General features: G+C 70.8%; 10 protein-coding genes. 6 read left to right on the top strand and 4 right to left on the bottom strand.

The genetic code is table 11. The features are described from left to right. Positions 1-41: 41 nt before the first annotated feature. The gene (gene purL, locus GQQ95_RS07335; RefSeq protein WP_246205245.1) at positions 42-2,384 is read right to left on the bottom strand and encodes a phosphoribosylformylglycinamidine synthase subunit PurL; all 2,343 of its coding nucleotides are present in this window, start codon (positions 2,382-2,384) and stop codon (positions 42-44) included. 258 nt (positions 2,385-2,642) lie between these two features. Here purL and GQQ95_RS07330 point away from each other — a divergent pair, with 258 nt between their 5' ends. After that, entirely contained in the window at positions 2,643-3,842 is a 1,200-nt protein-coding gene (locus GQQ95_RS07330; protein ID WP_157427016.1) for an MFS transporter, read from the top strand. Positions 3,843-3,891: 49 nt separating this feature from the next. On the opposite strand, the gene GQQ95_RS07325 is transcribed toward GQQ95_RS07330, so the two are convergent. After that, positions 3,892-4,359: a DUF3817 domain-containing protein gene (locus GQQ95_RS07325; protein WP_246205243.1), complete on the bottom strand. Its 468-nt coding sequence runs from the start codon at positions 4,357-4,359 to the stop codon at positions 3,892-3,894. Between the two features lie 103 nt (positions 4,360-4,462). Between GQQ95_RS07325 and GQQ95_RS07320 the strand changes: the two genes are divergently transcribed. The 3 genes from GQQ95_RS07320 (at position 4,463) to GQQ95_RS07310 (ending at position 7,127) form a co-directional block, all read left to right on the top strand. Continuing rightward, positions 4,463-4,996 (top strand): adenine phosphoribosyltransferase, encoded by a 534-nt coding sequence (locus GQQ95_RS07320; RefSeq protein WP_157427014.1) that lies wholly within the window; start codon positions 4,463-4,465, stop codon positions 4,994-4,996. Positions 4,997-5,061: 65 nt separating this feature from the next. Further along, a complete protein-coding gene (locus tag GQQ95_RS07315) occupies positions 5,062-5,505 on the top strand; it encodes a Fur family transcriptional regulator (RefSeq protein WP_157427013.1) in 444 nt (147 codons plus the stop codon). Between the two features lie 125 nt (positions 5,506-5,630). After that, positions 5,631-7,127, top strand: a complete 1,497-nt coding sequence (locus tag GQQ95_RS07310; RefSeq protein ID WP_157427012.1) for a catalase — start codon at positions 5,631-5,633, stop codon at positions 7,125-7,127. Positions 7,128-7,164: 37 nt separating this feature from the next. Here GQQ95_RS07310 and GQQ95_RS07305 read toward each other — a convergent pair whose 3' ends face one another. Further along, on the bottom strand, positions 7,165-8,187 hold the full coding sequence (locus GQQ95_RS07305; RefSeq protein WP_157427011.1) for a DUF389 domain-containing protein: 1,023 nt from the start codon (positions 8,185-8,187) through the stop codon (positions 7,165-7,167). Between the two features lie 141 nt (positions 8,188-8,328). Next, positions 8,329-9,924: an AMP-binding protein gene (locus GQQ95_RS07300; protein WP_157427010.1), complete on the bottom strand. Its 1,596-nt coding sequence runs from the start codon at positions 9,922-9,924 to the stop codon at positions 8,329-8,331. A 244-nt stretch (positions 9,925-10,168) separates the two neighbouring features. Here GQQ95_RS07300 and GQQ95_RS07295 point away from each other — a divergent pair, with 244 nt between their 5' ends. After that, a complete protein-coding gene (locus GQQ95_RS07295; protein ID WP_157427009.1) occupies positions 10,169-11,314 on the top strand; it encodes a M14 family zinc carboxypeptidase in 1,146 nt (381 codons plus the stop codon). A 140-nt stretch (positions 11,315-11,454) separates the two neighbouring features. Beyond that, complete coding sequence (locus GQQ95_RS07290; RefSeq protein ID WP_157427008.1) at positions 11,455-12,720, top strand: mechanosensitive ion channel family protein; 1,266 nt, start codon at positions 11,455-11,457, stop codon at positions 12,718-12,720. The last annotated feature ends 142 nt before the right edge of the window (positions 12,721-12,862 follow it).

Here is a 12,862-nt window from a genome sequence, read left to right as displayed (position 1 = left end):
CTCGATACGCTCCTGCGTCGCTCCTCGACCGCCGAGCACGATCAGTACCCGACGACGGGCCCGAACGCGTCGGCGAGCGGTGCGCGGTTGGTGCTGCGCAGCTCGTCGATCGAGACGGTGAAGGCGTCCTGCACCTCGAGCGAGCCGGATGCGGCATCCGTCACGCCGATGCGGCGCACGGGGTAGCCGCGTCCGTCGCAGAGGCCGCGGAACTTCACGTCGTCTTCCCGGGGGACCGAGACGATGACGCGGCCGGCCGACTCGGAGAAGAGCGCGGTCGCGACGTCGATGCCGGCGTCGGCGGTGACCTCGCCGAGGAACACGCGGGCGCCGACGCCGAAGCGGGTGACCGCCTCGGCCAGCGCGATCGCGAGGCCGCCGTCGCTCAGGTCGTGCGCGGAGTCGATGAGGCCCTCGAGCGCCGCCGCGGCGAGCAGCTCGGCGAGCGTCTTCTCGCCCTCGAGCGAGACGGCCGGCGGGAGGCCGCCGAGGTGGCCGTGCACGGTGCCGGCCCACGCGGACCCGTCGAGCTCGAGCGCGGTGTCGCCGAGGAGGTAGATGTTGTGGCCGTCGTCCTGCCATCCCGAGGGGATGCGGCGGGCCACGTCGTCGATGACGCCGAGCACGGCGATGACGGGCGTCGGGTGGATCGGCACGTCACCGGTCTGGTTGTAGAAGCTGACGTTGCCGCCCGTGACGGGGATGCCGAGCTCGAGGCACGCGTCAGAGAGGCCCTCGACGGTCTCGGAGAACTGCCACATGACCTCGGGGTTCTCGGGGGAGCCGAAGTTCAGGCAGTCGGAGACGCCCATGGGCTTGGCGCCCGTGACGGCGACGTTGCGGTACGCCTCGGCGAGGGCGAGCTTCGCGCCCTGGCGCGGGTCGAGGTAGGAGTAGCGGCCGTTCGCGTCGGTCGCGACCGAGACGCCGAGGCCGGACTCCTCGTCGACGCGGATCATGCCGGCGTCGTCGGGGGCGCCGAGCGCGGTGTTGCCGAGCACGTAGGAGTCGTACTGGTTCGTGACCCACGCGGCATCCGCCTGGTTGGCCGAGCCCACGAGCTTCAGGAACTGCTCGCGGATCTCGTCGGGCGTGGCCGGACGGTCGAGCTTCGCGGCGGTGTCGGCCTGGAGGGCGTCGATCCACGTGGGGTACGCGACCGGGCGCTCGTAGACGGGGCCGTCGATCGCGACGGTGCGCGGGTCGACGTTCACGATCTCCTGGCCGTGCCACATGATGCTCAGGCGACCGCTGTCGGTGACCTCGCCGAGCACGCTCGTCTCGACGTCCCACTTCTTGACGACCTCGAGGAAGCCGTCGAGCTTCTCGGGGCGCACGATGGCCATCATGCGCTCCTGGCTCTCGCTCATCAGGATCTCTTCGGGCGTGAGCGTGGGGTCGCGCAGCAGCACGTCGTCGAGCACGATCGCCATGCCGCCGTCGCCGTTGGAGGCGAGCTCGGAGGTCGCGCAGGAGATGCCGGCGGCACCGAGGTCCTGGATGCCCTCGACGAGGTCGCCCGCGAAGAGCTCGAGGCAGCACTCGATGAGCACCTTCTCGGCGAAGGGGTCGCCGACCTGCACCGCGGGGCGCTTGGTCGGGCCGCCCTCGGCGAACGTGTCGGACGCGAGGATCGAGGCACCGCCGATGCCGTCGCCGCCCGTGCGGGCGCCGAAGAGCACGACCTTGTTGCCCGCGCCCTTGGCGTTGGCCAGGTGCAGGTCCTCGTGGCGGAGCACGCCGACGGCGAGCGCGTTCACGAGCGGGTTCGCCTGGTAGACCGAGTCGAACCAGGTCTCGCCGCCGATGTTCGGCAGCCCGAGGCAGTTGCCGTAGAAGCTGATGCCCGAGACGACGCCGTGCACGACGCGTGCGGTGTCGGGGTGGTTGATGTCACCGAAGCGCAGGGCGTCCATGACGGCGACGGGTCGCGCCCCCATCGAGATGATGTCGCGCACGATGCCGCCGACGCCGGTGGCCGCGCCCTGGAAGGGCTCGATGTAGCTCGGGTGGTTGTGCGACTCGATCTTGAAGGTGACGGCCCAGCCCTCGCCGATGTCGAGCACGCCGGCGTTCTCGCCCATGCCCACCATCAGGTGCTGCTTCATCGCGGGCGTGACCTTCTTGCCGAACTGCTTCAGGTAGATCTTGCTCGACTTGTAGGAGCAGTGCTCGCTCCACATCACGGAGTACATCGCGAGCTCGGCGCTCGTGGGGCGCCGGCCGAGGATGTTGCGGATGCGCTCGTACTCGTCGGGCTTCAGGCCCAGCGCGGCGTACGGCTGCTCCTTCTCGGGAGTGGCGGCGGCGACCTCGACGGTGTCGAGCACCGGCGCCGGCTTCGACGATTCGGCAGCGGTCGTTGCGGTGGTTTCGATGGTCACGAGTGGCGAGCTCCAGTGGTGTGGACGGCACAGATGCGAGCGGATGCCCCGGGCGGATGCCTGACCCAGTGAGTCTACCTTCCGCGGGCGGGCGCGATTCGTCCAGCCTGCGCGCGGCATCCGCTCGGTAGACTGGTCGCGGTCGACGGTTCGCGTCGGCCCTGGGCGCGCACAACGGCGCGCAGTCACCGTGGCATGGTGCGCACTCGCGGAGCCCCGCCCGCGCCCCCACGGTCGACGCTCGTTCGGGCAATCCACATGACTTCTTCCATTCCCACGGTGCATCCTGCGCCGCCGTTCCCCTGGCTCGGGCTCGTCGTGCTCGCCGCCGCCGTCTTCCTCTCGGTCACGATCGAGATGCTCCCGACCGGCCTGCTGCCCGACATGAGTCGCGAGCTCGGCGTCGGCGAACCGCTCGTCGGCCTGCTCGTGACGGTGTTCGCCGGCACGGTCGTGCTGCTCACCGTGCCGCTCGCCTCGCTGACCAAGCGCGTGCCGCGTCGGCGCCTCATCGTCATCGCGCTCGCCGTGCTCGCCCTCAGCTGCGTGCTCAGCGCGCTCGCGCCGAACTACCCGACCGTGCTCGCCACGCGCGTGATCGGCGGGGCCGCGCACGGCGTGTTCTGGTCGGTCGTCGGTGCGTACGCGGGGCACCTCGTGCCGAAGGAGCAGCTCGCGCGAGCCGTCTCGATCAGCGTCGCGGGGGGCTCGGCCGCGTTCGTGCTCGGCGTGCCGCTCGGCACCGCGCTCGGCCAGGCGCTCGGCTGGCGCTTCGCGTTCGCCGCGATGGGCGTGCTGACCCTGCTCGGCGCCCTGCTGGTCTGGCGGTTCCTTCCGCCCGTGCGCCATCACGCGGGTGAAGCGGATGCCGCGCCGCTGCGCCTGCGCAGCGACCGGACGTTCGTGCCGGTGCTCGTCGTGTGCGTCATCACCGCCGTGACGATGATCGGCATGTACACCTTCTACACCTACATCGCGCCGTACATGACGGAGGTCATGGGCCTCCCGTCGAGCGCGATCAGCCCCATGCTCCTGGCGTACGGCATCGCGGGCGCCGTCGGCCTCGTGCTCGCCGGCGCGGTGCTCGGTCGCCGGCCGACGGTCGGGCTCGTCGTCGCCCTCGCCGGCACGGGGCTCGGCGTCGCGGGACTCGCGGTCTTCCCCGACGTGCCGGTCGCCGGCATCGCGAGCTTCCTGCTCTTCGGAACCGCGTTCGGCGCCCTGCCGACGATGCTCAACACCCGGCTGCTGCACACGGCGTCGGCACGCATCCGGGACGCGGCCGCCTCGTTCTACACGACCGCCTTCAACACGGGCATCGGCGGCGGCGCGCTGCTCGGCGCCGTGCTCTACGGCCTGATCGGGCTCTCGGCGCTGCCGTGGGTGTTCATCGCGCTCCTGGTGTGCTCCACGACGGCACTCGTCTGGACGGCGCTCGTCAACCGCGTCGGTCGCTAGCCCGCAGGGCCGCGGGAACGGCTTGGCTGCCGCAGGGCCGCGGGAACGGCTAGCCCGCCGCGGGCGGCGGCACGGGCGGGCCGATCACGAGCAGCACCGTGAAGGCGGCCGCGACCGCGAGCACGCCGACGGCGACGGACAGCACCGGCCGGGCGAGCACGAGCCGCAGGACCCGGTTGGCGAAGGAGCCGTCGTCGGGGTGATCGCCGGCCTCGCGGCGCCATCCGCCCTCGAGGTGGCCCTTCCGCACGAGCCACAGCTCGAACGGGACGGTCGCGTAGGGCACGACCGCCGTGAGCAGGGCGAACGCGATGCGCCCGACGTTCCAGCGCTGGTTCACGCCGACGACCACCGCGATGACCGCGTAGGCGAGGAACACGAAGCCGTGGATGCCGCCGCCGATCGTGACCGCGAGGTCGAGTCCGAACCCGTACTTCAGGATCATGCCCGCGATGAGCAGGGTCCACGTGATCGCCTCGGCGATGGCGAAGGCACGGTACAGGCGTTTCGGTGACACGGGGGAGGCTCCAAGGATCGTAGGGGTTGGCTCCATGCTCGCAGGCGCCCCTGAGCGGATGCCTCCTCCGAACGGTTGAACTCGCCCGGAGTAGCCTTGACCGGTGACCGAGCAGCATGTGCGCGACCTTGTCGAATCGAACCTCGCGACGATTCCCGACTTCCCCGAGCCGGGGGTGCTGTTCCGCGATCTGACCCCGGTCTTCGCCGACGGACCGGCCTTCCATGCGCTGTCCGAGGCGCTCACCGAGCCCTTCGCCGGTCGGTTCGACGTGCTCGCGGGCGTCGAGGCGCGCGGCTTCCTCCTGGCCGGCGCCGCATCGGCGCTGTGCGGGGCGGGACTGCTGCCGATCCGCAAGGCCGGCAAGCTGCCCCGTGCGGTGCTCCGCGAGGAGTACGCGCTCGAGTACGGCACGGCCGCGCTCGAGGTGCACGAGGGCGAACTGCCGCCGGGCACGCGCGTGCTCATCGTCGACGACGTGCTGGCCACGGGCGGCACGGTCGCCGCTGCGGCGCGGCTCGTCGAACGCGCGGGCTGGCACGTGGCCGGCATCTCCGTCGCGATCGAGCTCGTCGACCTCGGCGGGCGCGCGGCGATCGACGACCGCTACGAGACGTACTCGCTGCTGCAGTACTGATCCCGGCTGCCGACATCCGCCGGAGTTATTTTGAATGACTCAAAAAAACCCGCTAGGTTTGAGTCATGACCACCGATGAGATCCGCGAGGCGGAGGCCGAGCGCCTCCGCTCGGCGGGGCTCCGGGTCACCGAGCCGCGTCTCGCGGTGCTCGCGGTGGTCACCGGCAGCGAGCACCTCGACGCCGAGGCCGTCCACGCGCGCGTGGGCGTCGAGCACCCGGGAATCCCGCTGCAGACCGTGTACAACGTGCTCGGCGACCTGAGCGCGGCGCACCTGCTCCGCCGCATCGAGCCCGCGGGTTCGGCGGCGCTCTACGAGCGGCGCACCGGCGACAACCATCATCACGTCGTCTGCACCCGCTGCGGAGCGGTGGCCGACGTCGACTGCGTCGTCGGGCACGCACCCTGCGTCTCGCCGTCCGACACCAGCGGGTTCGTCGTCCACACCGCGGAGGTCACCTTCTGGGGCCTCTGCACGAGTTGCCAGCAGGGGGAGGCAGCGGCCTAGCCCGTGCCGCCTCCGTCCCGGCACGCCTGTGCCACCCGCCGCGAACCGGCGCCGTTCGTCGTCCCCGCCTGCGGGTGCGCGGGCGTGCCGCCGCGGCATCCGTCACCCCTACAGAGAAGGAACACATGCACGAGTTCACGACCACCCAGACCGGAACGCCCGTCGCCAGCGACGCGCACTCGCTCACCGTCGGCGCCGATGGGGCGACGGTCCTGCACGACCGCTACCTCGTCGAGAAGCTCGCCCAGTTCAACCGCGAGCGCATCCCCGAGCGCATCGTGCACGCGAAGGGCGGCGGCGCCTTCGGCGAGCTCGTCATCACGGCGGATGTCTCGCAGTACACCCGCGCGGCCGTGTTCCAGCCCGGCGCGACCACCGAGACGCTCCTGCGCTTCTCCTCGGTCGCCGGCGAGATGGGCTCGCCCGACACCTGGCGCGACGTGCGCGGCTTCGCGCTGAAGTTCTACACGACCGAGGGCAACCTCGACATCGTCGGCAACAACACCCCGGTGTTCTTCATCCGCGACGCCATCAAGTTCCCCGACTTCATCCACTCGCAGAAGCGCCTTCCGGGCTCCGGCCTCCGCGACGCCGACATGCAGTGGGACTTCTGGACCCTCTCCCCCGAGTCGGCCCACCAGGTCACCTACCTCATGGGCGACCGCGGCCTGCCCCGGTCGTGGCGCCACGTCAACGGCTACGGCTCGCACACGTACCAGTGGATCAACGCCGCGGGCGAGCGCTTCTGGGTGAAGTACCACTTCATCGCGCGTCAGGGCGTCGAGACGATCGAGGCCCCCGAGGCCGAGGCGATCGCCGGTGCCGACGCCGACTTCTACCGCCGCGACCTGTTCGAGGCGATCGAGCAGGGCGACTTCCCGACCTGGGACGTCGAGGTGCAGGTCATGCCCTACGACGACGCGAAGACGTACCGCTTCAACCCGTTCGACCTCACCAAGGTGTGGCCGCACGGCGACTACCCGCGCATCCCGGTCGGGCACTTCACGCTCAACCGCAACCCGCAGAACCACTTCGCCGAGATCGAGCAGGCCGCCTTCTCGCCCGCGAACCAGGTTCCCGGCACCGACATCAGCCCCGACAAGATGCTGATGGCGCGCGTGTTCAGCTACCCCGACGCGCAGCGCTACCGGGTCGGCACCAACTACAACCAGATCCCCGTGAACGCGCCGCACGCCGCGCCCGTGCACAACTACTCGCAGGACGGCGCCCAGCGCCACGCCTTCAACGCCCCCACGACGCCGGTGTACGCGCCGAACAGCGTCGGCGGTCCGGCGGCGGATGCCTCGCGCACGGCCGAGGGCTCGTGGGAGAACGACGGCGTGCTCGTGCGCGCCGCCGCGACCCTGCACGCCGAGGACAGCGACTTCGGCCAGGCGGGCACGCTCTACCGCGAGGTCTTCTCCGACGAGTCGAAGGCGCGGTTCCTGGTGACCCTCGCCGGCCAGGCGAGCGCGATCACGGTCGACGACATCCGCGAGCGCTTCTTCCAGTACTGGACGAACGTCGACCGGACGCTCGGCGACTCGCTTCGCGCCGCGTACGCGGCCGGCGTGAACGCGGATGCCCCGCAGCAGCCCGAGGCCGACGGCGCCGCAGCCTAGCCGGAGGCCACCGGGTCGGGGGTGCCGGCGCTGCCGGCTACCCCTGGCCCGTGCCCTCGGCGGGTCCGAGCTTGACGACGTAGGTCGGGATGAGCTCGACCTGCACCTGGCTCGGATCGATGCCCGCATCGCGCAGGTCGCTCTCGAGCGTCGCCGTGTCGGGGTCGCTGCTGTCGCCCTCGAACGTGGCGACGATCATGCCGTTCTCCGTCTTCACGGTCGTCAGGGCCCAGCCGACCTCGGTGCCCCACGCGTCGGCGACGCCGTGCACGGTCGACTCCCTGGTGGAGTTCTCGGCGGTCTGCACGCTCGTGATCGTGAGAGGCACGATGACGATGACGCCCATGACGGTGAGCGCGATGGCCGTGTTGCGACGCTTGTGCGCGATCTGCCGCGCATTGGCGGGAGGCGCCGCGACCCGTCCCGCTCCGTAGACGGCCATGACCACGATGCCGGTGCCGATGATGGCCGCCACGTTGGTCAGGAACAGCAGCAGGGCACCCAGCGACTCGCCGGGGGCGCCCGACTGCAGCGTGAGGCCGACCACCGAGAGCGGCGGTACGAGCGAGATCGCGATCGCGACACCCGGCAGCGCGTCGGAGATGTCCCGCCGCACGAGCGCGATGGACCCCACGATGCCGGTCGCGAGTGCGGCGAGGAGGTCGATGAGCCCGGGGGAGACGCGGCTCGCAACCTGCGAGTTGTTCGACGCGACGACCTCGTTCACGACCACGATGCCGACGAGGAAGCCGATGCCGACGGCCGTCGCGGCACCGGCGACGAGCAGCAGCAGCGAACGGATGAGCGCGTCGCGGTCGCCGAGCACGGTCGCCAGCATGGTGCCCTGGATCGGCAGCATCAACGGGGCGACGATCATCGCGCCGATCACGGTGGCGGTGGAGTCGGCCACCACGCCGGCCGCGGCGATGATCGACGAGAGGATCAGCAGCATCCAGAACCGGCTCAGCTTGTGCGGCGCCTCCGGTCCGTCGAACAGCACCGCGTCGCGCATGTGCGCCAGGTCGTTCAGCTGCGGTCTGGTCCGCGCGGTCTCGCTCATCTCGGCCCCCTCGCTCCCGCCGTCGGCAGGTGTGCGCGCCGATCATATCGGCGTGGCGGACCCGCCCATCCGCAGTGCGGAGGGACACGCCGGATGCCGCGGCCGCGCCGCAGACGCGTCATCCGGCACCGCGGTCGGCCGCTAGGCGCCCGACGCGGCCGCCTGCCTGGCGCGCAGGTCCTTGCGCAGGATCTTGCCCGCCGTGGACTTCGGCACCACGTCGATGAACTCGACCGCGCGCACCTTCTCGTGCGGTGCGACGTGTTCGGCGACGTGGGCGACGACCTCCTCGGCCGTGAGGTCGGCGCCGGCCTGGACGACGACGAACGCCTTGGGGATCTCCTGGCCGTCCTCGTCGGGCACGCCGATCACCGCGGCATCCGCGATCCTCGGATGCGCCAGCAGCACGGCCTCGAGCACCGCGGGCGCGACCTGGTACCCCTTGTACTTGATGAGCTCCTTCAGCCGGTCGACGATGCGATAGACGCCGTCGGCCGTCACGGTCGCGATGTCGCCCGTGTGCAGCCAGCCGTCGGCGTCGAGCATCTCGGCCGTGGCCTCCGGGTTGCCGAGGTAGCCCTTCATGACCTGCGGGCCGCGGATCCAGATCTCCCCCGGGCGGCTCGCGCCCTCCGCAGGCACCTCGACATCGCTCCCAGTCTCGACGTCGATGACGCGGGCCTCGGTGCTCGGCAGCAGGTGGCCGATGCTCGAGCGGTCCAACTCGGGCCGGTCGACGGGGATGACGTGCGTCACCGGACTCGTCTCGGTCATGCCGTAGCCCTGGCACACGATGCAGTCGAGTCGGTCGGCGACGGCCTCCGCGAGGGCGCCGTCGAGCGGCGCCGCGCCCGAGAAGACCACCTTGACGCTCGAGAGGTCGGCCTGGGCGACGAGCGGATGCTTCGCGAGGGCGACCGCGATGGGCGGCGCGATGAAGAGCCAGGTCGCCCGGTACTCGCCGATGACCCTCAGGAACTCGGCCAGGTCGAACCGCGGCATGGTCACGAGGCTCGCCCGGCACTTCAGCGCGTAGTTCAGCAGCACCGTCATGCCGTAGATGTGGAAGAACGGCAGCACCGCGAGCACCCGGTCCTCGCGCTCGAGGCCGATCGCCTGGATGTTCTGCGTCACGTTCGCGACGAGGTTGCGGTGGGTGAGCATGACGCCCTTCGGCCGACCGGTCGTGCCCGAGGAGTACGGCAGCACGGCGAGGTGCTCGGCCGGGTCGAACGAGATGTCGGGCGCGGGCCGACCCTCGCCGAGCAGGTCGCGGAGCGATGGATGCCCCTCGGCCCCGTCGAGCACCACGAGGTGGTCGTCGGCGATGCCGACCTGTTCGGCGGCGGCCTTCGCACCCGGCAGCAGCGGCGACACCGTGAAGAACCAGGTGGCCCCCGAGTCCGTCAGTTGACTCGCGATCTCCTCGGGCGTGTAGAGCGAGTTCACGGTGGTCGCCGTGGCGCCGGCGCGCAGGATGCCGTGGAACACGGTCGCGAAGGCGGGCACGTTCGGGCAGAGCAGCGCGACGACGTCGCCGACCGCGACCTCACGGGCGGCGAGCGCACCGGCCAGCAGCGAGACCTGGCCGACGAGCTGCCGGTAGGTGGTCTCGGCGCCGCTCGTGCCGTCGACGATGGCGACGGCGTCGAGCTCCCCCTCGCCCAGCCCGCCGAACAGGTACTCGAACACGGACGCATCGGGAACGGTCGCATCGGGGCGCGGACTGCGGGCCATCGGATCTCCTTCGATCAACGGATGCAGCCCATCATCCGTCATCGCCGACGACGGCGGAAGGGCGGATGTCCGGAGGGGACGTTCGGTGCGACATCGACGGAAGCGCCGGACGGGCGTCCCTTGAATCGATCCATGGTCGAACCCTAGGCTGCATGCAAGCACTCGGGGAAAGCCTCTTCCGGCACAGATCCGAGGGCCGTGCGCCGCCCTACGCGGCGCATCCGACTCGAGGGGGAGTTACCGCATGACCCATGGCCTGAAGCCGTCCAACCGCCGTCGTCGCACCAGGGCCATCGCGGCCGCGGCCGCATTCGCCGTCGCCATCCCGTTGACCGCCGGATCACCGGCCCTCGCCGACCCGAACTTCCCGTCGACCGAGGGCAGCACCAACATCTCGAGCATCGCGACGTACGCAGACCTCGTCGCCCAGCTCGAACGCCTCGAACGCACGTCGCGGTTCGGCGTCGACGTCACGACGCTCGCCGAGGTCGGCACAGAGGTCTCCACCTCCGAGCAGGGGCGCGACCTCTACGTCGCCACCGTCGGCGACGGACCCGAGGCGGTCTGGCTGCAGGGGCGCATCCACGGCAACGAGCCCTATGGCACCGAGTCGCTGCTGTCGGTGCTGAAGGAGCTCGGCACGAACGGCTCGCCCGACTGGTCACTGCTGCGCGAGACCTACACGTTCCACGTCATCCCGATGTACAACCCCGACGGCTCGGAGCTCAACATCCGCCAGACGGTGCTCCAGGACGGCTCGAACCAGCGCATCGACCTGAACCGCGACTGGGGCGACGGCAAGTTCGTGGCCGACGAGTCGGAGGCCTTCTACGAGTACTGGACGATGGTCGACCCGGCGTTCGCCATCGACATCCACCACCAGGGCCTCAAGACGGAGTACGGCACGGGCGATGACGTGACGCTGTCGCTCGGCATCTCCCTGGCCCCGGGCGGACCGACGCTGCCCGGCATCGAGGGTGGCGCCTACGACGTGCTGACGCGCCAGATGCACGTGCACGTCTACGACGAGCTGGCCAAGTACGGCAACATCAACATGGATCGCTACCAGGTCGGCGGCAGCCTCGAGATCGACATCAAGGGCGGCGTCGTCTCGGCGATGATGCTCGGCTACGACTACAAGGGCCTGAACCCCGAGGGTCACAGCAACCCCGCGATCTTCTTCGAGACGAGTGGCAACACGAGCGACGGCAGCCTCGGCCAGAAGGCGCGCGGCAAGTCGATCCGCCAGAACGTGCTCGCACTGCAGGAGGTGCTGCTCGGCATGGCCACGGGCGAGGTGCAGCAGGAGGACCCGGCGCGCTGGGAGGAGATCCCCCACGCACCGGTCACCGGTTACCAGACCGACACCGGCGTCACCCCGCTCTTCTGAGCTGACGCGCCGGCGCGGAACACCAGCGGCGGCAGGATGCCCGATCCCGGGTGTCCTGCCGCCGTCGTCGTGCGGGTGCCGTGCGCTCAGGTCCCTCTGCGATTGCCTTCCTAGGCTGGGACGACGCCGAAGGGAGTTGCATGCAGGACCTGCTCGATACCCATTCCTGGATCGGATTCGTCGTCGCGGTCGCGATCGTCGTTGCGGCGGTGCTGGTGATCTCGGCGATCGCCTCGCTCGTCGTGAGGGCGATCGCACGCCGTCGCGACTGGGCCGCGATCCTCATCCGACGGGCGCGATGGCCGTTCCGGAGCCTGCTGCTCGTCATCGGCCTCTGGATCGCGGTGCGCGTCGCCTTCCCCGAGCAGGCGTGGCTGCCGGCGCTCGAGCACCTCGCGCTCATCCTCGTCATCGCCGTCGGCGCATGGCTCGTCTGCCAGGTGTTCCTGTTCCTCGTCGACATCAGCGTCTCCCGCTATGACGTCGACGTCGCCGACAACCGGGTCGCCAGGCGGGTGCGCACCCAGATGCAGATCGTGCGCCGTCTCGTGGTGGTCGTCATCATCGTCGTCGCACTCGGCTCGATCCTGCTCACGTTCGACCAGGTCCGGGCCGTCGGCGCCAGCGTGCTCGCCTCGGCCGGCATCGCGTCGATCGTCGCCGGCCTCGCCGCGCAGACGGTGCTCGCGAACGTCTTCGCCGGCGTGCAGATCGCGTTCAGCGAGGCGATCCGCGTCGACGACGTGGTCGTGGTCGACGGCGAATGGGGTCGCATCCGCGAGATCACGCTCACCTACGTCGTCGTGGTCACCTGGGATGAACGCACCGTGGTGCTGCCGTGCACGTACTTCACGACGACCCCGTTCGAGAACTGGACCAAGTACGGCAGCGCCCTGATCGGCTCGGTCGAGTTCGACGTCGACTGGCGCGTCTCGACCGACGGCATGCGCGAGGAGCTCGACCTCGTGCTCGCGGACACCGAGCTCTGGGATGGGCGCACGTCGGTGCTGCAGGTCACCGAGGCGACCGGCGGCTTCGTGCGCGTCCGCGTGCTCGTGAGCGCGAACGACTCGGCGGCCCTGTGGGACCTCAGGTGCGTGGTGCGAGAGCGCCTCGTCGAGTGGGTTCGCGAGACGGATGCCGCCGCCCTGCCGCGCCAACGCGTGCTCATCGGGGACGCGGTCGAGGCCGCGGCGCCCGCCGCGCGCACGACGGCCGCTCCGCATACCGCGACCGAGGCCGTCCCGGAGCGCGCCGGGCTCTTCTCCGGAACCCCGGACGCGGAGGAGCGGGCGTCGACCTTCACCGCGGCGATCCCGGTGCAGCGCATCGGCGACGCGAGTGAGGCGGATGTCGCGGGGGAGACGCGTCCCGCGCACGGGCCGGACGGCGGCGACGAATCCTGACGGCGACGGCGCGGCCCCGGCGGGGCCCCGGGCGGAGGCCCGGGCCCTCGACGATCCCTGCCTCGCCGCACCGCGGCGCGGCATCCGCTCGCATCGGCACTGCGGCGCGGCATCCGTTCGTATCGGCACTGCGGCGCCGCAT

Origin of the sequence: Agromyces salentinus, assembly GCF_009749395.1 — a bacterium.
Classification (GTDB): Bacteria; Actinomycetota; Actinomycetes; order Actinomycetales; family Microbacteriaceae; genus Agromyces; species Agromyces salentinus.
Note: the sequence above shows the minus strand (reverse complement) of the source record. Positions and strands in the feature narration are given on the sequence as shown.

What these genes read in the sequence shown, in the direction of transcription:
- GQQ95_RS07330 (WP_157427016.1), top strand. Translation starts at nt 2,643, where the DNA reads ATGACTTCTTCCATTCCCACGGTGCATCCTGCGCCGCCGTTCCCCTGG.
- GQQ95_RS07315 (WP_157427013.1), top strand. Translation starts at nt 5,062, where the DNA reads ATGACCACCGATGAGATCCGCGAGGCGGAGGCCGAGCGCCTCCGCTCG.
- GQQ95_RS07310 (WP_157427012.1), top strand. Translation starts at nt 5,631, where the DNA reads ATGCACGAGTTCACGACCACCCAGACCGGAACGCCCGTCGCCAGCGAC.
- GQQ95_RS07305 (WP_157427011.1), bottom strand. Translation starts at nt 8,187, where the DNA reads ATGAGCGAGACCGCGCGGACCAGACCGCAGCTGAACGACCTGGCGCAC.
- GQQ95_RS07300 (WP_157427010.1), bottom strand. Translation starts at nt 9,924, where the DNA reads ATGGCCCGCAGTCCGCGCCCCGATGCGACCGTTCCCGATGCGTCCGTG.
- GQQ95_RS07295 (WP_157427009.1), top strand. Translation starts at nt 10,169, where the DNA reads ATGACCCATGGCCTGAAGCCGTCCAACCGCCGTCGTCGCACCAGGGCC.
- GQQ95_RS07290 (WP_157427008.1), top strand. Translation starts at nt 11,455, where the DNA reads ATGCAGGACCTGCTCGATACCCATTCCTGGATCGGATTCGTCGTCGCG.